The organism is Streptomyces sp. NBC_01591 (genome assembly GCF_035918155.1).
In the GTDB taxonomy this organism is placed as follows: domain Bacteria; phylum Actinomycetota; class Actinomycetes; order Streptomycetales; family Streptomycetaceae; genus Streptomyces.
In genome coordinates this window covers 446,196-472,263 of sequence record NZ_CP109328.1, presented here as the reverse complement: position 1 = coordinate 472,263, position 26,068 = coordinate 446,196, and the positions used below count along the sequence as shown (strand labels likewise).

21 protein-coding genes are annotated in these 26,068 nt (G+C 72.6%); 7 read left to right on the top strand and 14 right to left on the bottom strand.

The window, feature by feature from the left end; translation table 11 throughout:
- Positions 1-29: 29 nt before the first annotated feature.
- The 5 genes from OG978_RS43120 to OG978_RS43100 all read left to right on the top strand — a co-directional run bounded on the left by OG978_RS43120 (position 30) and on the right by OG978_RS43100 (position 8,404).
- A complete protein-coding gene (locus tag OG978_RS43120; protein ID WP_326770559.1) occupies positions 30-791 on the top strand; it encodes a PucR family transcriptional regulator in 762 nt (253 codons plus the stop codon).
- Positions 792-878: 87 nt separating this feature from the next.
- Entirely contained in the window at positions 879-3,692 is a 2,814-nt protein-coding gene (locus OG978_RS43115; protein WP_326770558.1) for an AfsR/SARP family transcriptional regulator, read from the top strand.
- Positions 3,693-3,859: 167 nt separating this feature from the next.
- A complete protein-coding gene (locus tag OG978_RS43110) occupies positions 3,860-4,957 on the top strand; it encodes a HesA/MoeB/ThiF family protein (protein ID WP_326770557.1) in 1,098 nt (365 codons plus the stop codon).
- On the top strand, positions 4,954-6,183 hold the full coding sequence (locus OG978_RS43105) for a hypothetical protein (RefSeq protein WP_326770556.1): 1,230 nt from the start codon (positions 4,954-4,956) through the stop codon (positions 6,181-6,183). Before OG978_RS43110 ends, OG978_RS43105 begins: the two co-directional genes overlap by 4 nt.
- 409 nt (positions 6,184-6,592) lie before the next feature.
- Positions 6,593-8,404, top strand: coding sequence for an AfsR/SARP family transcriptional regulator (locus tag OG978_RS43100; RefSeq protein WP_326770555.1), 1,812 nt, complete (start codon positions 6,593-6,595; stop codon positions 8,402-8,404).
- 71 nt (positions 8,405-8,475) lie between these two features.
- On the opposite strand, the gene OG978_RS43095 is transcribed toward OG978_RS43100, so the two are convergent.
- Both OG978_RS43095 and OG978_RS43090 read right to left on the bottom strand, forming a co-directional pair.
- The gene (locus OG978_RS43095; RefSeq protein WP_326770554.1) at positions 8,476-9,051 is read right to left on the bottom strand and encodes a hypothetical protein; all 576 of its coding nucleotides are present in this window, start codon (positions 9,049-9,051) and stop codon (positions 8,476-8,478) included.
- Between the two features lie 5 nt (positions 9,052-9,056).
- Positions 9,057-9,887, bottom strand: a complete 831-nt coding sequence (locus tag OG978_RS43090; RefSeq protein WP_326770553.1) for a 4'-phosphopantetheinyl transferase family protein — start codon at positions 9,885-9,887, stop codon at positions 9,057-9,059.
- A 227-nt stretch (positions 9,888-10,114) separates the two neighbouring features.
- On the opposite strand from OG978_RS43090, the gene OG978_RS43085 reads away from it, so the two are divergent.
- The gene (locus tag OG978_RS43085) at positions 10,115-11,125 is read left to right on the top strand and encodes a TauD/TfdA family dioxygenase (protein ID WP_326770552.1); all 1,011 of its coding nucleotides are present in this window, start codon (positions 10,115-10,117) and stop codon (positions 11,123-11,125) included.
- Positions 11,126-11,308: 183 nt separating this feature from the next.
- Here OG978_RS43085 and OG978_RS43080 read toward each other — a convergent pair whose 3' ends face one another.
- The 12 genes from OG978_RS43080 to OG978_RS43025 all read right to left on the bottom strand — a co-directional run bounded on the left by OG978_RS43080 (position 11,309) and on the right by OG978_RS43025 (position 24,781).
- Positions 11,309-13,876 (bottom strand): FtsX-like permease family protein, encoded by a 2,568-nt coding sequence (locus OG978_RS43080; protein ID WP_326770551.1) that lies wholly within the window; start codon positions 13,874-13,876, stop codon positions 11,309-11,311.
- Positions 13,876-14,661: an ABC transporter ATP-binding protein gene (locus OG978_RS43075; protein WP_326770550.1), complete on the bottom strand. Its 786-nt coding sequence runs from the start codon at positions 14,659-14,661 to the stop codon at positions 13,876-13,878. The genes OG978_RS43080 and OG978_RS43075 overlap by 1 nt, the downstream gene beginning before the upstream one ends.
- A gap of 103 nt (positions 14,662-14,764) precedes the next feature.
- Positions 14,765-15,502 carry a hypothetical protein gene (locus OG978_RS43070; RefSeq protein WP_326770549.1) on the bottom strand — a complete coding sequence of 246 codons (738 nt, stop codon included), beginning with the start codon at positions 15,500-15,502 and terminating at the stop codon, positions 14,765-14,767.
- A gap of 98 nt (positions 15,503-15,600) precedes the next feature.
- Complete coding sequence (locus OG978_RS43065) at positions 15,601-16,389, bottom strand: 4'-phosphopantetheinyl transferase family protein (RefSeq protein WP_326770548.1); 789 nt, start codon at positions 16,387-16,389, stop codon at positions 15,601-15,603.
- Positions 16,390-16,424: 35 nt separating this feature from the next.
- On the bottom strand, positions 16,425-17,801 hold the full coding sequence (locus tag OG978_RS43060; RefSeq protein WP_326770547.1) for a nucleotide pyrophosphatase/phosphodiesterase family protein: 1,377 nt from the start codon (positions 17,799-17,801) through the stop codon (positions 16,425-16,427).
- Positions 17,798-18,979: a metabolite traffic protein EboE gene (gene eboE, locus OG978_RS43055; protein ID WP_326770546.1), complete on the bottom strand. Its 1,182-nt coding sequence runs from the start codon at positions 18,977-18,979 to the stop codon at positions 17,798-17,800. The genes OG978_RS43060 and eboE overlap by 4 nt, the downstream gene beginning before the upstream one ends.
- Positions 18,980-18,991: 12 nt before the next feature.
- Positions 18,992-19,849 (bottom strand): TatD family hydrolase, encoded by an 858-nt coding sequence (locus tag OG978_RS43050; RefSeq protein WP_326770545.1) that lies wholly within the window; start codon positions 19,847-19,849, stop codon positions 18,992-18,994.
- A gap of 218 nt (positions 19,850-20,067) precedes the next feature.
- Positions 20,068-20,727 carry an EboA domain-containing protein gene (locus tag OG978_RS43045; protein ID WP_326770544.1) on the bottom strand — a complete coding sequence of 220 codons (660 nt, stop codon included), beginning with the start codon at positions 20,725-20,727 and terminating at the stop codon, positions 20,068-20,070.
- Positions 20,724-21,611, bottom strand: a complete 888-nt coding sequence (locus OG978_RS43040) for a sugar phosphate isomerase/epimerase family protein (RefSeq protein WP_326770543.1) — start codon at positions 21,609-21,611, stop codon at positions 20,724-20,726. The genes OG978_RS43045 and OG978_RS43040 overlap by 4 nt, the downstream gene beginning before the upstream one ends.
- Positions 21,608-22,669 (bottom strand): SCO3242 family prenyltransferase, encoded by a 1,062-nt coding sequence (locus OG978_RS43035; protein ID WP_326770542.1) that lies wholly within the window; start codon positions 22,667-22,669, stop codon positions 21,608-21,610. The genes OG978_RS43040 and OG978_RS43035 overlap by 4 nt, the downstream gene beginning before the upstream one ends.
- Positions 22,666-23,853, bottom strand: coding sequence for an inositol-3-phosphate synthase (locus OG978_RS43030; RefSeq protein WP_326770541.1), 1,188 nt, complete (start codon positions 23,851-23,853; stop codon positions 22,666-22,668). The genes OG978_RS43035 and OG978_RS43030 overlap by 4 nt, the downstream gene beginning before the upstream one ends.
- Before the next feature lie 136 nt (positions 23,854-23,989).
- On the bottom strand, positions 23,990-24,781 hold the full coding sequence (locus tag OG978_RS43025; protein ID WP_326770540.1) for a Tat pathway signal sequence domain protein: 792 nt from the start codon (positions 24,779-24,781) through the stop codon (positions 23,990-23,992).
- A 281-nt stretch (positions 24,782-25,062) separates the two neighbouring features.
- On the opposite strand from OG978_RS43025, the gene OG978_RS43020 reads away from it, so the two are divergent.
- The gene (locus OG978_RS43020; RefSeq protein ID WP_326770539.1) at positions 25,063-26,049 is read left to right on the top strand and encodes a hypothetical protein; all 987 of its coding nucleotides are present in this window, start codon (positions 25,063-25,065) and stop codon (positions 26,047-26,049) included.
- Positions 26,050-26,068: the final 19 nt, after the last annotated feature.

The following is a 26,068-nucleotide window of genomic DNA, read 5'->3' as shown; positions in this document are numbered from 1 at the left end:
AGCGTGCGGGGTCTGCCGTTGGTCTCGGCATGGGTGCAGGCGCCGGTGAAGCAGCTCAGTGCTTCGTCGTTGCGCCCCTGGATGTGGTGGACCGTGCCGAGCAGGCCCTGCCCGAGCAGTACCTCGTGCTCAGCCTCCGCCTCGGCACCGCACCGTCCGCCGACCCCGGCCGTGCCCCCGAGATCACCCGGCACCGCCGCGCCAACGCCGTCCGCCGAATCCTGGCCGACCACGCCGGCGACGACGCGCTGGCCCTCGTCCAGGACCCGGCCGCCACCGCTCTCATCCCTCTGCCACCGGGCTCCGACAACAGTCCCGAGCCGCTGCTGCGTGACCTCACCGACCGGCTCACCGCTCTGATCGCGACCCCTGTGCACGCGGCAGCCGTCGTGGCCGTCCCCGACGCGGTTCCCGACGCCCGAGCCCAGAGCGAAGAGATCCTCCAGATCGCCCTGGCCACCGGGCAGCCCCCCGGCGCCTACCTCCTGGACGTCGTCGTCACCTACCAGCTCACCCGTCCCGGCCCCGGTCGCGAACTGCTGCTCCGGCGGCTGCAGCCGCTGGACGACCACCCCGACTGGGAGAAAACCCTCCGCGCCTACCTGCGTCACGGATTCGACCGCAAGGCCACGGCCGCCGACCTCAACCTGCACCCCAACACGGTGGACTACCGCCTGGGCCGCATCGCCCGCCTGTGCGGCATCGACGCCGCCGACCCCGCCGAACGACTCACCGCCTTCGCCGCCCTCTACGCCCGCGACCGCGCCGGCTACCACCTCGAAACCACTTAGCAGGGCAGGACCGGGCCCAGGCCTGGTCCCCCGCCTCCACCAGTGGCAAGATCACCTGCCATACGGTCCCGAGCACAAAGGAGGCGGATGCGCTTTCGGATCCTCGGACCGCTCGAAGTCTTCGACGGCACCCGCTGGCGGGGGATCTCCGCCGCCAAGCCCCGCACGCTGCTCGCCACCCTGCTGGTGCAGCGCGATGTCCCCGTGCCGACGGGCCGGCTGGGGGCGGAGCTGTGGGGTGACCGCGAGCCCAAGGCCGCTGCCAATCTCATTCAGCAGTACGTGATGCGGCTGCGCCGCGAACTCGGCGATCGGCAGGGCCGGTTGCTCGTCACCCGGCCGCCCGGCTATCAGGTGGTGCTGGCCGAGGACGACCTGGACGCCGCCGCCTTCGCCCGGCTCGGCGAGTCCGGCCGCGCGGCGCTGGCGGTCGGCGATGCGGAACGCGCGGCGGGCCTGCTCGCGGAGGCGCTCGCGCTGTGGCGTGGCCCCGCGCTCGCCGATGTCCCGACCGGGCCGGTGGTGGAGGCGGAGGCCACGCGGCTGGCCGAGCAACGGCTCGACGTTCTTCAGGCCCGCATCGAAGCGGACCTGGCCTGCGGCCGGCACGACGCGCTGGTGCCGGAGCTGCGGCAGTCGGTGCGCGAACACCCCCTTCGAGAGGGGCTGTGGGGACAGCTGATGCTGGCGCTGTACCGGTCGGGGCGGCAGGCGGAAGCACTCGACGCCTACCGGGAGGTGCATCGGCTGCTGGCCGACGAGTTGAGCATCGAGCCGTCCGCCCCGCTGGGGGATCTGCAGCTGCGCATGCTGCGCGGCGACCCGCGGCTCGACCTGCCCCGGCCCGAGCCCCGGCCGTCCGAGCGGGCCGCCCGCGCCGGGCGGCCGTCGGCGGCGCCTCGGCAACTGCCCGCCGCTGTCGGCGGGTTCGCCGGCCGCCGGGCCGAGCTGCGGATGCTGGACAGGCTGCCCGGCGATGCAGCCACCGGGCCGGGCCCGGCCGTCTGCGTGATCGCCGGCACCGCGGGCGCGGGGAAGACGACGCTGGCGCTGCACTGGGCGCACCGCGCGGCGCCGGGCTTTCCGGACGGCCAGCTGTACGTGAACCTGCGCGGCTTCGCCCCCGCTGCCGGACCGATGCCGCCCGGCGAGGCGATCCGCGGCTTCCTGGAAGCGCTGTCGGTGCCGCCGGAACGGATCCCGGACGCGCTGGAGGCGCGGGCGGCGCTGCTGCGCACCGAGACCGCCGGTCGCCGCATGCTGTTCGTCCTCGACAATGCCGCCGACGCCACCCAGGTCCGCCCGCTGCTCCCGGGCAGCGCCGGCTGTGCCGTGGTCGTCACCAGCCGCAGCCAGCTGGCCGGTCTCGCCGTCACCGACGGCGCCCTGCTGCTCTCCCTCGACGTGCTGCCGCGGGAGGAGGCGCGCGAACTGCTCGCCGCCCGGCTCGGCACGGACCGGGTGGCCGCGGAACCGGAGCCGGTGACCGAGCTGATCGAGCTGTGCGCCCGCCTGCCGCTGGCGCTCGCCGTGACCGCCGCCCGCGCCGCCGGCCGGCCCGGGTTCGCGCTGAGCGCGGTCGTGGCCGAACTCCGCGACGCCGGGGGGCGGCTGGACGCGCTGGACGCCGGCGAGGGGGCGAGCAGCGTACGAGCGGTGTTCTCGTGGTCGTACCGTCGGCTGGACGCCACCACGGCACGGGTGTTCCGGCTGCTCGGGCTGCACCCCGGCCGGGACGTCGCCGCGTCGTCGGTGGCGGCGCTGGCATGTCTGCCCGTCCGGGAGGCCGCAACGGCGCTGACCGCGCTGGCCCGCGTCCATCTGATCGCCGAGCACCGCCCCGGCCGGTACTCCTTCCACGACTTGCTGCGCGCCTACGCCGCCGACCTGACGGCGGCCGAGGATCCCGGGGCGGACCGCACCGCGGCGCTGCACCGCCTGCTCGACCACTGCCTGCACACCGCGCACGCCGCGGGTCGGCAGCTCGCCCCGGCCCGCGGCGAGCTGCCGCTGCCGGCGCCGGTGCCCGGCTCCGTACCCCACCGCCCGGAGGGGTACGAGCAGGCGATGGCGTGGTTCGAGGCGGAGCACGCCGTGCTGCTCGCGGCCGCGGTCGCGGCGGGCCCGGCCGGATTCGACGGCCATGCCTGGCAACTACCGCTCGCCATGGCGGACTTCCTTCATCTCAGCGGCCGCTGGCACGATTGGGTGGCCACCCAGCGGACGGCCATCGCCGCGGTCCGGCGGCAGGGCGACCCCGCCGGGACGGCACTGTGCCATTGCGAGTCGGGCCGGGCCGCGATCCGTATGGGACGGTACGAGGAGGCCCGCCGCGAGCTGTTCCGGGCGCTGGAGCTCCAGCGGGGGCTGGGCGACCTGACGGCGCAGGCCGACACGTTGCGGACGCTCGCCTGGTCGTACGAGCAACAGGGCGACTACCGCGCCACCCTTCACTCCCTCGAGCAGGTGCTCGAACTGCAGCGCGCCGTCGGCAACCTGGCCGGGCAGGGCGGCGCGCTGAACAACATCGGCTGGTGCCACACCCATCTGGGCGACCACGAGAAGGCGCTCGCCTGCAGTCACGAGGCACTGCGGCTGCACCGTGCGGCGGGGACCCCGCTCGGGGCGGCGTACACCTGGCAGACCCTCGGCTTCACCCGCCGCGCCTTGGGGCAGTACGCCGAGGCCGTCGACAGCTACCGCCAGTGCCGGGACGGGTTCCGCCGGCTCGGTAACCGGTACGGCGAGGCGGACGCGTTGCACAGCCTCGGCGAGACCCTCCGCACGGCCGGCGACCCGGCGGCCGCGCGCGAGGCATGGCGCGCCGCCCTCGACATCCTCGACGAGCTCGAACACGCGGACGCGGATGTGGTGCGCGGGCTGCTGCGGGCGGTGGACTGAGCCCGTCGGGCAGTGCGCGTCGGGCAGTGCCCGTCGGGCAGGCGAAGCACGCGGACGGTGCCGCGCCACGAGCAAAAGCGTCGTCAAAGCGAAAGTTCAGCCCCGTCCCGCAGGGTTGCGGCCACATCCCGGACGTCCGGTGTTGCTGGCCGAAAGCGAGTGGGTCGATGCGTGTCGCGCTCAAGGAGTGTTCCTGGCGAGCGGTGGGAGAGGACCTGGTCATCGTCTTCGATCCCCGTGAGTCGATCACTCTGGAGGACCCCGAGGGAAAGATCGGGGCGCTCCTCTCCGTGCTCCGGAAGGGACCGCGGAGCATCTCCGAACTGCGTGCCGAGCTCGCCGCCCAGGACGTCGACGTGACCGAGGAGGATCTCGGCAAGGGCATCGAGGGACTGACCGGCCTGGGCCTGATCGAGCGCGCCGAGGGCCGGTCCACCGACGATCCGGCGGTGGACGAGCGGCACTTCTCCAACCTCGCGTTCTTCGGCACCTTCGCCGACCTCGACCGGCACCGCACCGATTTCCTGCAGCGGGTGCGCGACGCGCATGTCCTCGTGCTCGGAGTGGGCGGCGGCGGTTCCTCGCTGGTGCAGTGTCTGGCGGGTCTCGGCGTCGGCGAGCTGACGCTGCTGGACCACGACCGTGTCGAGTCCCGCAACTTCGCCCGGCAGTTCCTCTACCGGCACGAGGACATCGGCCGTTCGAAGGTGGAGCGCGCCAAGGCCTGGGTGCGGGCGTACGACCCGGACATCGAGGTGCACACCGTCGACCGCTGGGTGGCCGGTCCCGAGGACCTCGCCGACGTCACCGATGGCATCGATCTGATAGCGGGCGGCCTGGACGGCCATCCCGACGCCGGTCTGTGGGTGAACGAGGCCGCCGTCCGGGCCGGCGTGCCGATGGTCGCCGGTGGCGCGACCCGCACACTGCTCTCGTACATCTCGGTGAACCCCGGTGTGAGCCCCTGCCTCGCGTGCGAGTTCTCGCAGCGGCCGGCGGAGGGCACCGCCTCCGCGGCCGCGGAGGACATCGTGTACGGCATGCGGACGACCAACCCGCTCATCGGCCCGGTGGCCATGCAGGTCGGCTCGCTGATCGCGCTGGAGAGCCTGCGCTACCTGACCGGGTTCCAGGAGCCGCTGGCCGCCGGTGCCCGTATCCGCCTCGACCTGCGCAACGGTCTCGCGGGCAGCCGGGTGCCGTTCCCCGATGTCCCCGACTGCCCGGTGTGCGCGCTGGCTCCGGTGCGGGCGGCCGCGGCATGACCGAGGTCACCGGGCCCGAACGGGCGACCGTGCGGCTGAGGCCGCTGAGCATGGTGCCCGAGGGCGAGGACGAAGTCCTGGTGGGCGACCCCGAGACCGGGCTGTTCGTCACCATCCCGAAAGTCGGCGGCGTGGTCATCGAGGCACTGCGGCGCGGCGCGACGACCGCCGAAGCCGCGGCCGTGGCCGAGGAGTTCGCCGGCCAGCCCGTCGATGTGCCGTCCTTCGTCGACACCCTGCGCGGGCTCGGCTTCCTCGACGAGGGGCAGCAGAGCGAACCGGTCCGCTCGGCACCCATCCAGGGCAAGCGGTGGCTCAGCAGCGTCCGCCAGGAAACCGTGCAGCCCTTCTTCGGACGGGTGGCCTGGAGCTGCTACGCCGCGTGCGCGGTGTTCGCGCTTGCCGCGTTCGTGTTCAGGCCGGGCCTCTTCCCGGACCCGTCCACCGATGCGTTCGTCGTGGACGACATCGGTCTGGGCAGCCTGATCCTCGTCCCGCTCGCCACGGTCGCCACGGCGATCCACGAGTTGGGGCACTGGGCCGCGGCCCGGTCCCTCGGGCTGCGGGCCAGGTTCGGCGTGGACCGGCGCATGGTGTTCCTGCTGGTCTTCGAGACCGATTTGACCCAGCTGTGGACCGTGCCGAAACGCAAGCGCTACGGACCGCTGCTGGCCGGCCTCGCCCTCGACGCGGTGCTGCTCGCCGTGCCGCTGGCGGTGCGGTTGCTGATCGACACCGGCGTGTGGTCGGCGCCGGGCCTGCTCGACGCGGTCCTCGCCACGTGGATCTACGTGAAGCTCACCGCGATGCTCTGGCAGTGCATGGTCTTCCTGCGCACCGACCTCTACGCGGTGCTGGTCAACGCGCTGGGCTGCCGCAATCTGTGGCGGGTCTCGACCCTGATGCTCCGGCGCGCCGTCCATCGGCTGGACGCCGCCGGGACCGCCGAGCTGGCCGACGCGCATCCGGCCGATGTGCGGGCCGGGCGCTGGTTCCGTTGGGTGCGGTTCCTCGGGGCCGTCGTGACACTGGCCTGGGCAGGCGTCTTCCTGGCGCCCTTCGCATGGGAGGTGCTGGGCTGGGCCGCCGACCGCCTCGGTGACGGTCCGGCCGACGGCCGGTTCTGGTGGGCGCTGCTGTGCACCGCCGTGTATCTGACCCCCTTCATTCTGCCCGCGGCTCTCTCGGCCCGTGAGTACGCACGGCGGCTCACGGCGAGAGCCTGATCCGCGGGTCACAGTCCGCCCCTGCCCGGTGCACCGCCGGCGCGGGGGATGAGGTTCGGCTACGAGGAGGTGAATCGCATGGAGATCAAGGTCCGCAAGGTCGAGGACGTGAAGGCCACGGGGCTCCAGGTCTGAACGGCCCGCGGCGGTCCGGCAGCCGCCGCGCGTTCCTGATCCGCCGGGTCAGGAACGGAAGTCCGCGAGGGAGGGGAAGGACTCAAGGGTCCTTCCCCTCCCTCGGCGGTTTCCAGGGGTCATCTTCCTGCCGCCCACGACGATCCGGCTCCGTGGACATCGCCCGTCTCCTGGCCGGTATCGGCGCCCGCCCGTCGGCGATAACCCATGGATAAGGGCCCCGCCTAACTTCGGAGTTCATGCAGGAGGCTCATACCTGAAAGGGGTTTGCCGCATGGACTTCCGGATTCTCGGGCCGGTGGAGGCCCGGCGTGACGGGGACTGGATCGCGTTGTCCGGTTCCAAGGTGCACACGGTCCTCGCCGCGATGCTGCTCGCACAGGGGCGAGTGGTCTCCGACTCCCGGCTCGGCGCGCTGCTGTGGGGCTGGGACCCGCCGGTCACCGCGAGCGCGCAGATTTACACGTACATGTCGCGACTTCGCAAGCTCCTCGGCGGCGAGGTCGAGATCGTGCGGCGCCAGCCCGGGTACGTCCTGCGGGCTCCCGGAGCCCGCATCGACGTCGTCGAGTTCGAACGGCTCGACCGGCTCGGCCGCGAGGCCCTGCGGGAGCGGCGCTACGCCGACGCGCAGGCCCTGCTGACCGAGGCGCTCGGCTGGTGGCGCGGCCCGGCCCTGTCGAACGCGACCGAGTTCCTGCTGGAGGCCGAGCTGCCGCAGCTGGAGGAGGCGCGGATGTTCGCGCTGGAGAACCGCATCGAGGCGGATCTCGCGCTGGGCATGCACGAGCAGGTGACGGCCGAACTGACCGGTCTTGTCGCCGAGCATCCCGTACGGGAGCGGCTGCGTGCCCAGCTGATGACCGCGCTGTACCGGTGCGGCCGGCAGGCCGACGCTCTCCAGACGTACTACGAGGGACGCAAGGTGCTGGTCGACCAGCTGGGCGTGGACCCGGGTGAGGCGCTCGGGGCGACGTACCAGGCCGTGCTGGGCGGGGAGTTGGGGTTGCAGGAAGCAGGGGCCGCGCGGGGGCGGTCCGATGTTCCCACCATGCTTCCGGCCGTGGAGGCCGAGTTCGTCGGACGGTCCGCCGAACTGTCCCTGCTGACCACGCGGTTGGCGACCAGTACGAATCGGCCCCGGCGCCTGCTGGTGACCGGGATGGCGGGGGTGGGCAAGACGGCGCTCGCCGTGCGGGCCGCCGAGGAGAGCTCCGGTCATTTCCCCGACGGTCAGCTCTTCGTCGAGCTGTGCCACCCCGACGGTGCGCCCAAGGACGCCAGTGAGGTGCTGGTACGGCTGCTGCGCGCACTCGGAGAGCCCGGTCTCGACGGGGACTCCCCGCGGGCCACCGACCGCGACGAACTGGTCCGCCTCTACCGTGCACGGACCTCCGGCAAGCGGCTCCTCGTCGTCCTCGACGACGCGGCCGGTGATCTCCAGGTGGCGCCGCTGCTGCCCGCGAGCCCGCAGGCCGCCGTACTGATCACCAGCCGGGCCCGGCTGGCCCGGGTGGCCGGGGCGGACACCGTGGCCCTCGCGCCGCTGGACGACGACGAGTCCCTGGAGATGCTGGCGACGGCGGCCGGCGAGGAGCGGCTGACGGACGACCCGGATGCCGCCGACGACCTGGTCGCGTACTGCGGAGGGCTGCCGTTGGCGCTCGCTGTGGTGGGGGCCCGCCTCGCGGCACGGCCGCTGTGGTCGGCCGGCCGGTTGGCCGACCGGCTCGCGGACCCGGCGGACCGGCTCGCCGAGCTGTCCTTCGGTGACCTGGATGTGCGCCGGGCCCTGCTGCCGTCGCTGCGGCGCGTGGCCGCCGAGGGCCCGCTCGCGCTCACCGCGCTGTCCGGTGCCGGGACGGAGCCGTTCTCGGCCCGGGACGCCTCGATGCGCCTCGCGGTGTCGGAGGACGAGGCCGAGCGGCTGCTGGAATCGCTGGTGGACACCGCGCTGCTCGACCTCTCGGGGCTCGACCCGAAGGGGCTGCCGCTGTACCGGTGCCATGAACTGGTCCTCCTGTACGCGGCGTCGCTGGACCCGGCGGAGCCGGCCGCGCACGACGGCGCCACCGCGGTCGGGTGACCGCGGTGGCCGGGGGGAAGCCGTCTGCGTCTGCGTCGTTGCCGTCCTTGGAAACCACGTCGTCCGTGGCGTCACCACGTCCCGCGGCTCCAGGTGTAGGTCGGGATCTCGGGGACGAGCGCGGGAGCGATGGTCTCGCGAACCACGGTCCACGCGTCGGCGACGACGCGTTCACGGGGCGGGCGGGCGGCGGGGCCGAAGGCGGCCGCGGTGACCGCCCACATCGCGGCGACCGCGGCGGCGGCCCGGACCTCGGCGGAGGGTTTGGCCGGAATGGCGCGGCCCCTGCCGACGTCGATGCGGAAACCGAGCTCGGCGGCCTGGGCGGCCCGCACCTCGTGGTCGGCCCTGCCGCCGGGACGGCCGAACACGGCAGCGGACAAGGGGTGCTCGTAGGCGGTGCGGACCCAGACGGAGACCCGGACCCGCTCGCGCTCCTCCCAGCCACCGCGTGCGGCGGGCCCCGGGTCGGCCTGCTCGACGGCGGCGGCGAGCTCGGCGAAGTATCCGGTCAGTTCGGTGTCGTCGAGTTCCCCGAGGCCGTCGGCGAGTTCCACGAGGGCGTCGGCGCACCGGTCGCGACTGGTGGGTTCGTCGGCACGGCCGGTCCCGGGGGCCGGGGCCGTCTCCAGGGGATGCATCGTCATGACGGTCAACTTCCTTCGGTGTGGGGCACATCGGCCTCCTCGATCGGGCCGGGTGCGGAGTGGATGTGAACGGGCCCGAGGACGGAACCGCCGGGCGGGCGGGCGATGGCGGCGGCGACCCGGTCGCTGAGCCGCAGGTCCTGCACCGACCAGACGGTGGTGCGGCCGGAGTGCGTGTGCAGGACGCGGACCGGTCCGTGTCGGGCCGGCCAGGTCTCCAACCGGTTCAGCGCGGTGCCCACCAGCCCCAGTCCGGCCGCCTTCACGACGGCCTCCTTGCGCGTCCAGACGCGGTGGAACCCCGCGTCACGCGTCGGTCCGGGCGGCAGCGACACCAGATGGGCGCGTTCGTTGTCGGTCAGCACCGAGTCGTACAGCGAGGCCTGGCGCATGGGACGCACCACCTCGACGTCGACGCCGATGGCGGGCCCGTCACCGATCGCGAGGACACCGCACCCGGCGGTGCGGGACAGGCTGATCGCCCACGGCACCTCGGGGTGCTCGATCACCGGAGGACCGTGCCCGAAGTCCCCGCAGCCGGGGCACTGGCGCCTGCCCAGTTCGATGGACTCCGGTGCCACGAGCAGTAGTTCGGACAGGGCGCGGCGCGCCCCGGCCCTCGTGTGCACGAAGGCGGCCACGTCCCGCTCGGCCAGCAGGCTGAGCGCACGGCGGAACTCGTCGGTGCCGAGCAGGGCGAGGTCCTCGGGGACGACCCGCTGCGGCGGCTGCCACCACCAGACATGGGCCTCACCGGCGAGTTCCGGCACCCCGGGCGCTGCCCGGGACGGCTGCCGGGTCCCGGTGCTCTTCGGTGTTCCGGGTACGAACGCCATGGACTGCCTCCATTCCCTCACGGTCCTTGTCGACCTCTCTCGGTTTCTCGTGGCCCCTGTGTTCTTCCGCCCGGCTGACCGTGCGGACAGAAATGCCACGGTGCGATCGTCCGCCTGGCGGCTACGGGTCGTCTATATATGCCTGTGCGTGAATTCCCCGTAGGGTCGCGATAGCACTTCCTCGGAGACTGGGTCGGTAATTTCCGAACGACCCGAGGAATATTCATATGTACGAGACCCATACGCTTTCCGTACCGCTTTCGACAGCAGCGGCCGGCACCGTCGTGGAACTGACCGAGGCCGAGCAGAACGCACTCGTCGCCGTCGCCGAGCAGCTGACCACGAAGGGGATCGCGGACGGCAGGATCGACGATCTCCGCTGGCTGGACGCCGCGCGTCACGCCTCCGTGCAGCTCCCGCGCAGACTCCTCACCGCGCTGCGCGCGTTCCGGCACGACGCGGGCCCCGACGGGGTCCTGCTGCTGCGCAACCTGCCGGTGGTGGCGGACGACCCGCTGCGTCCGACTCCGGCCGTGAAGGGGTCGGTGGAGCGCGTTCCCACGGTCGCCGCTTCCGTCATCACCACCGCGATGCTCCACCTCGGAGAGGTCATAGCATTCCGCAACGAAAAGACCGGCGCGCTCGTGCAGAATGTCGTACCCGTGCCGGGGAGTGAGGCCTCCCAGAGCAATGCGGGTTCCGTTCTGCTGGAACTCCACATCGAGAACGCATTCCATGACAATCGCCCCGACTTCGTCGGTCTGCTGTGTGTGCGGGAGGACCCGACGGGCGACGCGAAGCTGTGCACGTCGTCCATCCGCCGGGCGCTTCCCCGAATCTCCCCGAAGACGCGGGCGGTGCTGTCCGAGCCGCGGTTCCTGACCGAGCCGCCGCCGTCCTTCGGCGTCCTGAACAGCGTGACGCCCGCCCACGCGGTGCTGAACGGTGACCCGGAGGACCCCAATGTGCTGGTGGACTTCTCCGCCACGCACCCGCTGGACGACGAGGCCCGGCAGGCCATGGCGGAGCTGCGGGACGCGTTCATGGAGACGATGTCGGCGCTGTCGCTGCGCGTCGGTGACCTCGCCGTCGTCGACAATCGCCTCGCGGTGCACGGCCGTACGTCGTTCACTCCGTCCTACGACGGTGCGGACCGCTGGCTGCACCGGGTGTACGCGCACCTGGACCACCGGCGCAGCCGGGTGGACCGGGCGGGCGACGGCGCGGTCCTCGGCTGAGCGGGGCGGCGCACGCGACGCCCGTATCCGACATGCGTATCCGACCGGCAGGCCGAGGGGCCGGCCCCCGCACCGGGGGCCGGCCCCTCGGCCGTTCGTGTGCGCCGCCCCGCGCGCAGCACCGTGGGGTGCACGAGAGCAGAACTCCCGTACACCCCTGGGGTGTTGGTGCGGTGCGCCCGGCTACTGGCGGGCGCTGATGACGTCCGCCGGGCGGCCGCCGAGTGCGAAGCGGCCGGGGATCAGCGTCGCCACCGCGGTGAGCACCGCGGCGAAGCCGAGGACCCCGAGGAACATCGGCAGGTCGATGGACGGCTGGGCGGCGCCCGTCATCCCGACGCTGAAGGCGGTGAGCACCGCGAGCGAGATGGCCGTGCCGAGCACCGCGGCGACCAGGACGATCAGCGCGGACTCGATCCTGAGCATCGACATCACCTGGCGGCGGGTCGTGCCGACGAGCCGCAGCAGGGCGAACTCGCGGGTGCGGTCCGATACCGACATGGCCAGGGTGTTGACCACGGCGATCGCGGTGAACGCGATGATCAGGCCCATCGCGAGGTAGTTGACCTCGGCGTTGGACTGCTGGACATCGGCCTGGACGTCGTCGACCTGGGTGCGGTCGAGGACGCCGATGCCCGGGAAGCGCTTGAGTGCGCCGGTCAGCTGCTCACGGCCCGCCTTGCCGTCGCCGGCGGTCTTGACGAGGACGGAGGAGGCGAGCGGGTTGTCGACGTGCTGGGAGACCAGGGCGTGCGACATGGTCAGGTCGCCGAATCCCAGGCCCCGTTCGTAGACGGCGGCGACCTTCAGCCGGGCCACGGTGCCGTCGCCGAGCGTCACCTTGAGCGTGTCCCCGGGCTTCTTGCCGAGGTGGTCGGCGGACACGTCGCTCATCGCGATGCTCTTGTCCCCGAAGCCCTTGAGGCTGCCCCGGGAGACGTCCGGGTCCCAGTTCGTGGTGAGGCCCTGCGCGGAGATGCCCTGCGCCGGGTACTTGTCGAGGCCGACGCGGACCTGGGTCCGGACGATCTCGGTGACCTGGGTGACACCCGGTACGGTGCGCAGTGCGTCCGTCGCTTCGGCGGGGACGCCGGGGCCGTTCGAGGCGACCACCCAGTCCGCCTTGTTGCCCGCCTTGGCCTGGGCCGAGGCGGCGTCGCCCATGGTGGTCTGCACGAACAGGACCGTGCATGCCATGCCGATGAGCAGGACCAGTGGGGTGACCGCCGCGGCCATCCGCTTGGCGTTGGCGCGGGCGTTGGCGGTCGCGAGGTGGCCGCCGACGCGCGAGAACTTCAGCGGGATCCCGAGGATCGCGACGGCGATGCGTGCGATGACCGGGCCGAGCAGCGAGACCGCGACGGCGAGGACCACGACGGACAGGAACGTGACGGGCTGCGAGGCCGGCTCGGTGCGCAGGAAGCCCAGCAGGACGACCACACCGATACCGAGGGCCAGGACGAGCATCCCCACGCCGAGCCGTCCCCACGCGAAGTGGCGCTGTTCCATGGACGCCTCGGACAGGGCCTCGGCCGGGCGGATGCGGGCGGTGCGGCGCGCGGAGATGCGGGCCGCGACCCACGCCCCGAGCAGGGCAGCGCCGACGGCGGCGGTGAACGGCACGAAGCTGAAGGTGAGTTCGAGGGTGTCGGGGATGGCCTTGAAGTCGATGAACTTGCTGTGCAGCCAGTACGCGATGGGCAGACCCACGACCGAGCCGAGGCCGCCCGCGAGGCCGCCGATGATCAGGGCCTCGCGGCCGATCAGCTGACGGACCTGCTTGGGGGTCGCGGCGATGGCGCGCAGCAGGGCGAGTTCGCGGTAGCGCTGCTGGATGGAGAGTGCGAACGTGCCGACGACGACGAGGATCGCGACGAGCAGCGACGTACCGCCCATGGCGCCGCCCATGGAGACGAGCTTGACCCGGGCCTTGCCCGCGTCGAGGAACTCGATGGGGCCGCGCTCGCCACCGGTGGCGACGGCGTACTTGCGGCCGTCGCCGGCGAGGGCCTTCTCGGCCTGGTCCGCGAGCTCGCTCGCGGAGACGCCGGGCTTGGGCAGCAGGCCGACGGTCGTGACCTGGCCGGCCCGCCCGGACAGGTTCCGGGCCGTCTCGTCGGAGAAGAACAGCGACGTCTGCTGGTGCAGGTCGCCGCCCTTCGCCGCGGCGATGCCGCTGACCTTGTACGTCGTCGGGGCACCGGTCGACTGGATGACGAGGCTGCTGCCGGTCTTGAGGCCGGTACGGGCCGCGAGTTCCTGGTCGAGGACGACCTCGGTGGCGCCCGCGGGTGCCTTGCCGTCGGTCAGTTCGAACGGGGTCAGCTCGGCGGACGACCAGGCGTGGCCGAAGGACGGCTTGCCGTCGATGCCCGGCACGATCTGGCCCTGGGGGCCGACCGCGTACGCCGGGAAGTTGGTCTCGGGCACCGCCTTGCGCACACCGGGCAGACCGGCGAGGGTCTCGGTGGTCCCCGCGGGCAGCCAGACCCGCTCGGCGAGCGGCTTCGCCTTGTGCTTCTCCTTTACCTTGCCCTTCTTCTTCTTGATGGTGGTCTGGTGGACGTTCTGGTCGGCGCCGACGATGACCGGGGCGGCGGCGTAGCGCTCGGTGGCGATGGTGCCGCGCAGACCGGTCTCCAGGAGGATGCCGCAGGCGGTGACCAGCGCGGCGGCGCAGAATAAGGCGAGGAAGGCGCCGATGAAGCCGCCCTTCCTGGCCTTGAGCGTCTGCAGTGCGTAGCGCAGCATCAGGCCCACGCTCCCAGGTGCGTCATGCGCTCGGCGACGAGGTCGGCGGTCGGGGCCTCCATCTGTCCGGCGATCTTGCCGTCGGCCAGGAAGAGGACGGTGTCGGCGTACGAGGCGGCGACCGGGTCGTGGGTGACCATGACGACGGTCTGGCCGGTCTCGTTCACGCAGGCGCGCAGCAGGGAGAGGATCTCCTTGGCGGTCACGGTGTCGAGGGCGCCGGTCGGCTCGTCGCCGAAGATGACGTCGGGCCGGGTGATGAGGGCGCGCGCGATGGCCACGCGCTGCTGCTGGCCGCCGGAGAGTTCGGCGGGCCGGTGGGCGGCACGGCCGCCCAGGCCGACGCGTCCGAGGATCTCGTCGAGCCAGTTCTTGTCGAGGCTCTCGCCCGCGAGGCGCAGCGGCAGCTCGACGTTCTGACGGACCGACAGGGACGGGATGAGGTTGAACGCCTGGAAGACGAAGCCGATGCGCTGGCGGCGCAGCTTCGTCAGCTGGGTCTCGTTCATGTCGTTGAGCTGGGTGTCGCCGATGTAGGACTGGCCCGTGGTCGGCTTGTCGAGGCCGGCCGCGCAGTGCAGGAATGTCGACTTGCCGGAGCCCGAGGGGCCCATCACCGCGGTGAAGGAGCCACGCTCGATCCCCACGGACACCCCGTCGAGGGCGCGGACGCCGCGGCCGTTCTTGCCGTACACCTTGGTCACGTCGGCCAGACGAAGGGCGTGCCCCCGGTTGACCGTGTTGTAGCCGTTGTCGAGGGAAGGGCGGCTCGTCTCGGTCACCATGTTGCGACCTGTCCTCTCCGTAGTGGGGTTCCGGGTCTTAGGGGGATTGTTTTCGAGCGTATATGGCATCGGTCCGATCGTGGCCCGTACTTCTATATGCGATCTACTTCGGTACTTTCTGGGGTGATTGCCCCTGTGCTCGCCGCTGGGCCAGGACGCGCCTGCGGCGCTGCACCTGGGCCGCGACGGCGGCGGCCAGGCAGACCGCGTACGAGGCGACCACCCAGGGGGCCGGCGTCCGGCCCGCGGTGAGGCCGTGGACCACGGCGGCGCCCCAGCCGGCGTACGACGCGCCGTGCAGGACACGGAAGGGGCGGATCCAGCGGCGGGTCGCGAAGGCACCGCGCCAGACTCCCGTGGCGGCGGCCAGCAGGAAGAGGTAGCAGGCCAGGGTGCCCAGGGCGAGCCAGAAGTCGGCGGCCGTGGTGGGCAGGCCCCGGGTGAGGAGGGCGTCGCCGGGGCCGATCCGGTGGCCCGCGATCTTCACGGTGATGTGCAGGACCAGGAAGCCGATACCGAGGAGTCCGGCCGCGCGGTGCAGGTGCTGGGCGTAACGGCGGTGGTGGGGGGCGAGGAGGTCGCGGAAGACCGTGGTGAGGCCGAGGAGCACGGAGCCCGAGAGTGCGACCAGGGCGACGACCCCGGCCATGGCGTCCAGCCATGACCGCAGCGGGCCTCCGGCGAGGGCTGCGGTGGTGATGAGTGCGGTGGTGAGGAGCGTCGCGGTGAGGAGCGGGAGGGGGCCGGGGAGAGGGGTGTGCGGGGGGCCGTTCCGGCGGCTGGGGGGAGCAGGTGCGGTGGCGGGTGTGGGTGTCGGTGTGGGGTGGTGGGTGAGGGCCATCGGTTCTCCGGGTGGTGGGTGGGCGTGCGGTGCACGGGCGCCGTCCGGGCATGACTTCGCGCCGCAAGAACCGGGGTCTTGCGGCGCGAAGCCCTGGGTCAGGCCGGGGCGTGAATGTGGACGGGGCCCAGGAGGCTGGTCTCCGGGCGGGCCAGCGAGGCCGCCCAGCGGTCGCCGAAGTCGACGTCCGTGACCTGCCAGCGCGTTTCCTCACCGCGGTAGCGGTGCACCACCCGCACGGGTCCGTCCTGCGCCGGACTGACGTCCAGCGTGTTGAGCTCCATGCCCAGCAGGCCGAGGCCCACGGCCTTCACCACCGCCTCCTTGCGGGTCCAGGCCCGGTGGAAGGCGGCGTCCCTGGCCGCGCCCGGGGGCATGGCGAGGACGTGTGCGCCCTCCGAGGCGGTGAGGACCACCTCGGCCAGGCCGGCCGGTTCGACCGGCCGGAGGGCTTCCACGTCGACGCCCACCCAGTCGCCCGCCCGTACCGCGAGGGCTCCGGCCCCCGCCGTACGGGACAGGCTGACCGCCAGCGGGACCGGCGGGTCGGCCACGGCTGGCGGGCCGTGCTCCGGGTCGCCGCACCCGGGGCAGATCCGCCGGCCGAAGCCGACCTCCCCCGGTTCGACGCCCAGCAACCCGGCCACGGCCCGCCGGGCGCCGGCCCGGGTGGCGGTGAACGCGGCCGCGTCCGCCTCGGAGTGGAAGCGTTGGGCCCGGCCCCGCTCCACCTCGTCGAGCAGGGCGTAGTCCGCCGGGTCGGTCCGTGCGCCGAGCGGCCACCACCACACGTGGACCTCGCCCGACTCCTGCATCCGGCTGACCGCTTCGAGCGCCGATCGTGGTATGCGCACCTCGCTGATCGCGGTGTTCCGCCGAGGTGTCATCTGGCCTCCTCTCGATCCTTTCGATACGGCCGGTCTCAGGCCAGTCCGTTGAGGCGCAGGAGCAAGTCCTTCACCTCGGTGGCGTGGTAGCGGTCCCGTTCCTGCCCCGGGTCGGAGCACAGCAGCAGCGGCCCGTCCCGGTGGTCCTGGGGCAGCCGTCCGTGGCTGCCTCTGACATGGGCCGGGTCGAGCGGCACCACGGTGAGCGGTGCGCGCATCCCGGCCTTCTTGCGCAACAGTGTGAGTGCTGCCTTCGCCTTCACCGCCGGATCGGCGGGGTCGAAGAAGAGTTCGGCCGGGTCGTAGCCCGGCTTGCGGTGGATCTCGACGCCGCGCGCGAAGTCGGGGGCGCGGGTGTCGTCGAGCCAGTAGTAGTACGTGAACCAGGCGTCCGGCTCGGCGACGGCGACCAGTTCGCCCGCGTTGGGGTGGTCGATGCCGTACGCGGCCTGTTCGGTGCGGTCCCAGATCTCGTCGACGCCCTCGGTGTGCTTCAGGACGTCGCGGACGTGCGGGATGTCGGTGGGATCGGCGACGTACACGTGGGCGGCCTGGTGGTCGGCCACGGCGAACGCGCGGGAGGTGCACGGGTCCAGGTACTCCATGCCGCGCTGGCTGTAGACGGAGAGGAGTCCCGCACGGCGCAGCGCGCGGTTGATGTCGACGGGCCGGGAGACGGGGCTGATGCCGTACTCGCTGAGAGCCACGACGGTGGTGCCGCGGTCGCGCAGGTCACCGAGGAGCGGCGCGAGCGCGGCGTCGGCCTCGCGGGCGGCGCGCACGGCCTGCGGGCTGTCGGGCCCGTACCGCTGGAGGTCGTAGTCGAGGTGGGGTACGTAGATGAACGACAGGTCGGGGCGGCGGGTGTCGGCGACGTGGCGGGCGGCGCCGGCGATCCACCGGGTGGAGGCGATGGAGGCGGTCGGCCCCCAGTACTGGAAGAGAGGGAACTCGCCCTGGCGGGCGGTGAGTTCATCGCGCAGTCCGGCTGGTTTGGTGTAGCAGTCGGGAGACTTGCGGCCGTCGTAGTGGTAGACGGGTCGCGGGGTCAGGACGGTGTCGACGTCCGCACCCATGGCCCACCACCAGCACAGGTAGGCGGTGGTGTGGTCGGGGTCCTGCCGCCGGGCGGTCTGCCACACCTTCTCGCCCTGGACGAGTGCGTTGTGCTGGCGCCACATCATGACCTCGCCGTGGTCGCGGTGGTACCAGCCATTGGCGACGGCCCCGTGGTCGCGGGGCAGCAGGCCGGTGGTGAGGGTGGCCTGGACGGTGGCGGTGACCGCGGGGAATACGGTGTCGAGGCGGGCGGTGAAGCCCTCCTGGCCGATGGCCGCGACATGGGGCATCTCGCCGAGGAGGCGGGGGGTGAGGCCGACGGTGCACAGGACGGCCACGCGACGGTTCGTCATGGGGTGGCTCCCGCCTGTTCGGTGAGGCCGAGACGGATCAACTCGTCGTGGGTCCACTCCAGTTCGGTGGCGATACCGGCGGCGATCCCGGCGGGACCGGTGGGCCGGAGCCCGGCGGGCAGGACGTCCCAGGTGTACGTCTCGACCTCGACGTGGTCGGTGAGGGCGCGCTCCCCGCCGAACGCCGCCAGCAGGATCTCCTGGAGGGAGTCGCTGGTGTTGCGCAGCGGCGGCTCGGGCTGGTCGTGCAGTGGTACGTGGTAGTGGATGCGCCAGGGCTTGTCGCCGGGGAGGGCGCCCGCGAGGGCGGGGGCGAGGTCGTCGGAGCCGCGCAGGGTCCCGTCGGGGTGCTGTTCGCGGACCTGGTGCAGGAAACGGGGTTCGGCGAAGGGGCGCAGCGCCTCGCGGGACTCGGCCTCGGCGGGTGTGTCGGCGACGAGCGCGGAGGACGCCTGGAGCTTGACGATGGGCACGCCTTCGGCGACGAGGGCGTCGACGGCGCTCTGCGGGTCCTCGTGCTGGACGGCGAGGTGGCAGGCGTCCAGGCACAGACCGATCCAGTCGTGGTCGGCGCCGGCGACGGCCTCGACGGCCTGGGCGGTGGTCTCGGCGACGCAGCCCGGCTCGGGTTCCAGGCCGACGCGGATGGTGCGGCCCGTCTCGGCCTCGATCCGCTTGAGTCCGGCGGCCAGGTCGTCGAGCTGCCGGGCGGCGGCGGAGCGCTGCACGCCGGTCCAGGGGGTGCGCCAGGCCAGGGGCAGGGTGGATATGGAGCCGCGGGCGGCGTCATCGGGCAGCAGTCCGGCGAGCACCTTGGCGAGGTTGAGCGTGTAGTTCAGGCGGGACGGCTCGGACCAGTCGGGGAAGTACACGCCGCGCTTGACGACGGGCGTGTGGAAGCCCCGGTAGGGGAAGCCGTTGAGGGTGACGGTCTCCAGGCCGCGGACGGTCAGGGCCCGGCGCAGCGCTTCGGTGTCGGCCGGGTTGTCGGCGAGGTGGTGGGCGACATCGGCGGGAAGCCAGAGGCCGAGGCCGACCAGGTCGGTGCCGAGGTGTTGGCGTACCTGCTCCGCGTGATCGGTGAGCTGGGCCGTGATCCCGTCGAGGGTCTCCGCCGGATGCACGTTGGTGCAGTAGGCGAGGTGGATGGTGGTGGAGTCCGAGTGGATCAGACGCATGATGTATCGACCTCAGCTGCCGCCGCGGGCGATCGAGTTTCCGGCGTACAGCCCCGCGGCCTGCACATCGTTGTAACCGTCCAGATCAAGCCTGCCCGACTGCCCGTAGAACGCGAGCGGGTTGCGCCACATGACGCGGTCGACATCATCCTCGTCGAAACCTGCGTCGAGCATGGCTTCGGCCGTAATCCTCGTGAGCAGGGGATCGCTGTGTCCCCAGTCCGCCGCCGAGTTCACGAGCATGTGCTCGGTTCCGTACCTCTTGAGGATGTCGACCATCCGCTGCGGGGTCATCTTGGTGTCCGGGTAGATGGAGAACCCCATCCAGCAGCCGGTCTTGACCACCTCGGTGACGGTGACCTCGTTGAGGTGGTCGAGGACGACGAAGCCGGGATCGATACCGGACTCCTCGATGACGGCCAGGGAGCGTGCGGTGCCGCCCGCCTTGTCGCGGTGCGGGGTGTGGACCAGTGCGGGCAGCCCGAACTCGACGGCGAGGCCGAGCTGCGCGGCGAACGCGTGCTCCTCCGCGTCGGTCATGGTGTCGTAGCCGATCTCCCCGACCGCTACGACTGAGTCCTTGGCGAGGTAGCGCGGCAGCAGGTCGAGCACGGGGGTGCAGCGCGGGTCGTTGGCCTCCTTGGGGTTGAGGCCGATGGTGCAGTGGTGGCGGATGCCGAACTGGGCGGCACGGTAGGGCTCCCAGCCGAGCAGGGCGTCGAAGTAGTCGGCGAAGCTGGCCGGATGGGTACGCGGCTGGCCGAGCCAGAAGGCCGGTTCCACCAGTGCGCGTACGCCTGCGTCGTACATGGCCCGGTAGTCGTCGGTGGTCCGGGACGTCATGTGGATGTGTGGGTCGAATATGCGCATGGCCATTCTCCGTCGGGGTGTGGCCCGGCTTCCGCGTGCGGGGCCGGGTGCGGGGCCGGTGCCGTGACCGGCAATGTCTGCCCGGAAGGAGCGTCGTCCGGTGCATGCGATCGCAAGGCGGCCGGAAGTTCTGGCAGCGGAGCTACCAGGGCTTTTGGCCAACGCGGCGAGCGTGCGTGCTGGACGACGCGACGGGGCATAGCTTGCCGGGAGGGGCACTAGCTCTCGTGCGTGGCGACCAGCCACAGGTCGGCGGGCACGGTACGGCCGGCCGCGCGGCGTTCGGTCGCGAACCCGACGGCCATGCGGGCGAGTTCGGCGTCCCGCCGTTCGTCCAGGCCGGCCACCTTGGCCAGCGGGATCCCGGTGAACAGGCACTTGAGAACGGCCTGGCGCCAGCGGTACTGGTCGAGGTGGGCCCGCGCGTAGGGGCCGAGCGCGGCGGCGATGAGCCGGTTGTCGTTGGTGCGCAGCGCGTCGTCGGTGAGGTGGACGGCGTGCGGCCCGAGGGGCAGGAAAGGCAGGGCGCACAGAACGCCGCGCCGCTCCGCCGCGTCGCCGTGCCGGTAGCGCTCGGTGACCTCCCGCGCCAACTCGACGCCGCCCAGGGAGAGTTGGACGAGCAGCTTGGTGCGCACGCCGTCCTCGACGGTCCAACCGGCCCAGCCGGGCAGCCGGCCCCGGCCGTACACGCGGCCGGCGGCGGGGAAACGGCTGTCGAGGGCACGGGGGCCCTGTTCACCGACGGCCGCGAGGTCCTGGGCGAGGCGGGTACGGTGCTCGTGGCCGAGAGCCGACCCCAGTCCCTCCGTGAGGGTGCGCAGGGTGAGTGTGTCGTGCACGGTGGTCGGTGCCACCGCGATCGTCGGTGCTGTCATACCGGTTCGGCCTCCTTCGACAGGACTGCGGTGCGCAGGAACTCGATGCTGTGGCGGGCGGTGGCGGTCGCGGCGTGGCTGTGCCGGGGCAGTTCCACGGAGACCAGCCCCTGGTACCCGGCGGCGCCCAGGGCATGCAGCACCGGCGGGAAGTCGATCTCGCCGTCGCCGAACGGCAGGTGCTCGTGGACGCCGCGTCGCATGTCCTCGATCTGGACGTGGGCGAGGCTGTCGGCGGCGAGTTCGACGCAGCGGGTGACGCTGTGGGGTTCGAGGCAACGGCAGTGGCCGATGTCGAGGGTGAGGCGGAAGCGGTCGGGCCGGCCGAGCTCGCGGTGGAGCCTGCGATAGCCGGCGAGGTCGGCGACGAGCATGCCGGGCTCGGGTTCGAAGGCGAGGTCGATTCCGGTGGCTTCGGCGTGCGCGACGGTCTCGGCGCAGCCGTCGACGAGCCGCTGCCAGGCCTGTTCGGGGGTGGTGTCCTCGTCCGGGGTGCCACTCCAGAAGTGGACGGCCTCGGCGTCGAGTTCGGCGGCGATGCCGATGGCGCGGCGCAGCAGTCCGAGGCGCAGGTCGCGGCCCTCGGGATCGGCGGACAGCAGGGTGGGGCGGTGCTTGCGCCAGGGGTCGAGCAGGTAGCGGGCGCCGGTCTCGACGACGACGGCGAGGCCGGTGGCGTCGAGGGCGCGCCGGGTCTCGGCGATCCGCCGGGGCAGGTCGTGGGCGTAGGGGTCGAGGTGCTGGTGGTCCAGGGTGAGGGAGACGCCCTGGTAGCCGAGGTCGGCGAGGACGCGCAGCGCGTCGGGCAGCCGGTGGTCGGCGAAGCCGTTCGTACCGTACGCGAAGCGCGGGGCGGGGGCCGGGGGGCCCGGGATGTGGCTCATGTCGAGGACACCTTCCGGGCGAGCCGGCCCACCAGGGGCAGGGCGGCGACGAGCGGCAGGGCGAGCAGGGGCGCCCCGGCGCGGGCCACCAGGGCGGCCTGGAGGGGCAGCAGGGCGTGGATGCCCGCGCCGACGGCGGCGCGGACGCGTGGGGCCGAGGGGTCGCGGACGACGGCGGTCTGGGCCCGGGCACAGGTGCCCGCGTAGGTGGCGAGGGCCGCGCCCGTCGTCAGCGCGTCGACGGGCCTGCGGGCGGCGGAAGTCGAGGGTCCAGGTGTCCCGGCGCGCCCGGCGGCGGCGAGCAGCCCGGCCACGGCTCCCGCGGCGGGCCGGCCGAGGTGGGCGCCGCCCGCCGCCGCGGAGAACAGCCGGGCGACGGTGGGTGGCCGGCCCCCGGGCCGGTCGGCGACGACGGCGGAGACGGACCCGGCACCCGCACCGGCCAGCAGGTGGGCCGCGCCCGCACCGGTGATCGCCGTCGTCGTCGCCAGGGACAGCTTCGGCTCGCTCGTGGGCGCGCCGTCGACCTCGTGGCGGCTGAGGCGGGTCACCGCGAAGGTGTGCGCGGCCACGGCGGCGGCGGCCGGGAGGGCGGGGGCCGCGCGGCCGGGGCCGGTGCCGTGCAGGACGTCCAGGGCGCGGGCGGCGGCCATGGCGGCCGGGCCGAGCGGGGTCGACTTGAGGCCGAGGTCGTACGCCCAGACGGCGGTGGCCAGCGGCAGGGTGCGGCGCAGGAGGGTGCGGCGGCCGCCGGCGAGGGCGGCGAGGCCGAGGCCCGCGCCCGTGAGGCCGACGGCGGTGGCGAGGGCGGCGCCCGGGCTGAGGCGGCCCGACGGGATCGGGCGCTCGGGGCGTTCGACGGCGTCCTCGGCACGGTCCGCCCAGTCGTTGAGGGCCATGCCCGCCCAGTACAGGGCGACGGAGGACGCGGCGAGGCCGGTGGTGCGGCGGATTCCGGGGCGGCCCGCCGCGAGGGCCCCGGCGACGACGTCGCCGGGTACCGTGATCGCGGCCGGGGCCCGGACCAGTTCCGCGTAGGTGCGCAGGGTGGGGTTCATCGCGGGGCGCCCATCGCGGCCGGGACCGGGGCGTTCGCCCACGCGGTCAGGGCCTCGTACTGGAGGGTGAGGTTGTGCTCGCGGGAGCCGGCCGGGTCCTTGAAGAAGAAGCCGAGTGCGGTGAGCGCCCCGATGTCGCCGCGGCGGCGGCCGTGGGCGGCCAGCCGTACGAGGTCGAGGACGAGCGGGGCGGCGAGGGCGGAGTCGCAGCCCTGCCAGGTGAACTGCATGGACATCCGGATGCCGAGGAAGCCCTCGAAGGAGATGTGGTCCCAGGCGGTCTTCCACTCCCCCATCTCGGGGACGTTGTCGATGTGGACCTGGCCCTGGACCGGGTGGCCGACGGTCTCCTCCAGGCTGCGCTGCTTGGACTCGGTCTTGCTGCGAGCGGCCTCGGGGTCCTGGAGGGTGGCGCCGTCGCCGCCGCCGAGCAGGTTCGTGCCGGACCAGGAGCGCAGGCGCAGGGCACGCTGGGTGAACATCGGGGCGAGGGCGCTCTTGACGAGGGTCTCGCCGGTCTTGCCGTCGCGCCCGGCGTGCGGGACGCCGCAGGCGCGGGCGAGCTGCTCCAGGGCGGGCAGCGAAGCGCCCGCGGACGGGGTGAAGTTGACGTAGGCGCAGCCCGCGCGGAAGGCGGCGTAGGCGTACAGCGAGCTGGGCGGCAGCAGGTCGGTGCTGGTGGCGAGGACCTCGTCGAGCTCCGTGAGGTCGAGGAACGCCGGGTCGGGGTCGGGCAGGGGCTCGGTGGAGGAGACGTTGACGACGACGACCTGTTCCAGGGCGTGCCGTTCGCGGAAGGAGACGATGTCGGCCGCGAAGCGCGCGGCGGCCGCGGCCTGCGGCTCGTCGGGCCGCTGCGAGCCGTCGCGGATCTCGCGGTCGGCGGCCACCAGGGCGCCGTGCACACCGTCGATGAGTGCGGCGGGCAGGACGCCCGCCCGGGCGAGTTGCCCGGCCCTCGCCGTCAGCGGGACGGAGACGACGTCGTGTCCGCCGAACACGAGGTCGGCGAGGGCCGGGAGAGATGCGTCACGGAACGGGGGAAGGTCCGTGACGCATCCGTCGGAGGAGGCACTGCCCGCGACGATCGCGGCGGCGCCTGCGGTCGCGGCCGTGGCGACCGAGCCTCGTGCGCCGATCATCCAGACGCCGATGCGGGGTTGGGTTCCGGTCGTGGCTCGCATGGTGGGCTGTGCCTCCTGAGTCGTACGGGTGGTGAGGTGCGGTCCCAGGGCCTGTCCGGCCCCAGGGCCTCTCGTTTGGATCAGGCCGGGCTCGCGTGCCCCGGTGCCTGATCCGGCCTGATCCGAACGAAAGACCCTAGAACTTGCCCAGGTCGACGGGGTACGGGTAGCTGTCGAAGGCCTTGTCCAGCTGGTTGGCGCTGCGGTGCAGCCACTTGCGGGTGACACCGTGCACGGTCCGCCGGGGCAGGTGCTTGTTGTCGTTCGCGTCGGTGACCGGCTGGCCGATGGACTGCAACTCCCAGGCGACGCCCGCGAGCCGGTTGATGTGCGTCCACCACTGCTCGTCGATGTTCAGCAGCCGGAAGCCGGCCAGGAAGGGGTGCCAGCGGTGGTAGGCGTGGGTGAAGTCCGGCGGCGTGAAGTTCATCATGTGGACCTTGTTGCCGGCCGGGCGGCGCGGGTCGAACAGGACGCCCTGGCCGAACTCCTGGAAGGCGTGGACGAGACCGAGCGGGTTGTGCCCGTAGAACTCCCGGTAGACCTTGCGCTGGGCGTCCGACAGAAGTGCGAAGGCGTCACGGTTGGGGCGGATGAGCTCCAGGTAGCTGCGCGGGTAGCGACCGCCGGAACGGGTCGCGGCCCAGCCCGAGTCGACCTTGGTGAAGTCGCCGAACGGCTTGCATATGACGTCGACGGCCTCGACGAGCTCGGGCGTCGGGTTGTAGTAGAAGCGCTCGTCGTACTCGTACCAGAACTCGTTCGCGCGGCGGTCGCCGACCATGCCCGGTACCTCGGGGAATCCGCCGTGGGGCCGGCCGTGTGCGGCGGCCGGCAGAGCGCCGGCCACCGTCACCGCGGCCGCCGCCCCGGCGATGCCGGCGGCGGCCCTGAGGACGCCCCGGCGGTCCATGGTGTTCTGCGGCATCGGTGGATCTCCTTCGTCAGTGGGCGGTACGGGGATTGCGGTGATGGGACAACTCTCACGGGACGGCCTATGTGCGTCCTATAGCGGCCCTGGCCGGGGGAAAACACCTGGTCACAGGAGGTGCAGGTGGCATCGAAGCCGCAGCGATGCCGGGACGATAGACCGACGGATTACGTTCCTCCGGAAACAGATGCACGAGCACCTACATCGTTTTTCGGTCACCCAAAGGGCCGTTACCGGTCACTGCCCCCACCAGTGAAAGAGACACTGTGGTCACATTCATGAGCACCCGGGTCCAGTGGAAGAACACCAACGACGAGGACACCCCCCGATTACATCGCCCCCTCGCCTGCTGCGCGGCGGCCATGGCCCTGCTCGCGGTGGTCGCCACGTGCGGCCTGTTTCTCGACGGGCGCACCGTGCTGGGTGAGGGGGTATGGCTCAAACCCCTGAAGTTCGCGGTCTCCTTCGGTCTGTACACGATCACCCTGGCGTGGATGGTCGGCCGGACGGAACGCTGGCAGCGCACACTGCGCAGGATCGGCACAGTGACCGTGGTGCTGTTCATCGTCCCGGAGATATCGATCATCACGTTCCAGGCCGCGCGGGGCGAGCGCAGCCACTTCAACGTGTCGTCCACGCTCAACGACGTCCTGGTCAAGGCGATGGGCGGCGCGGCGTACGTGGGCTGGGCCACGACACTGCTCCTCGGGGTCTTCCTCCTGTGGCAGCGCAAGGTGGACCGGCCGCTGGCGTGGGCCATCCCGATCGGACTGTTCGTGTCCCTGGCGGGCATGTCGATCGGCTATCTGATGACCACCCCCACGGCCGCGCAGCAGCGGGCCCTGGACGGTGGCGGAAACCCGCCCACGCTCGGCGCGCACAGCGTCGGGCAGCTGGACGGCGGTTCCGGCATGCCGCTGACCAGCTGGTCGACCGGTGGCGGGGACCTGAGAGTGGCGCACTTCGTGGGCCTGCACGCGCTGCAACTGCTGCCGCTCGCCGCCGTGGGCCTCGGGATGCTCGCCGGACGGCTGCCGCTGCTGCGGGGCGAGGGCACGCGTACGGCCCTGGTCGTCATCGGCGGTGCCGGTCATGCCGGGCTCACCGCCCTGCTGCTGTGGCAGGCGGAGCGGGGTCAGCCGCTGTTCGAACCCGACCGGCTCACGCTCTCCGTCGCCGCCGGACTCGTCGGCGCGGTCGCGGTGGCGGTCGCCGTGGTCCTCGCGACGGCGTCGCGTGACAGGCGTGGCTCACCCGGGGTCTGACGCTCCCGGCGCACAAGGA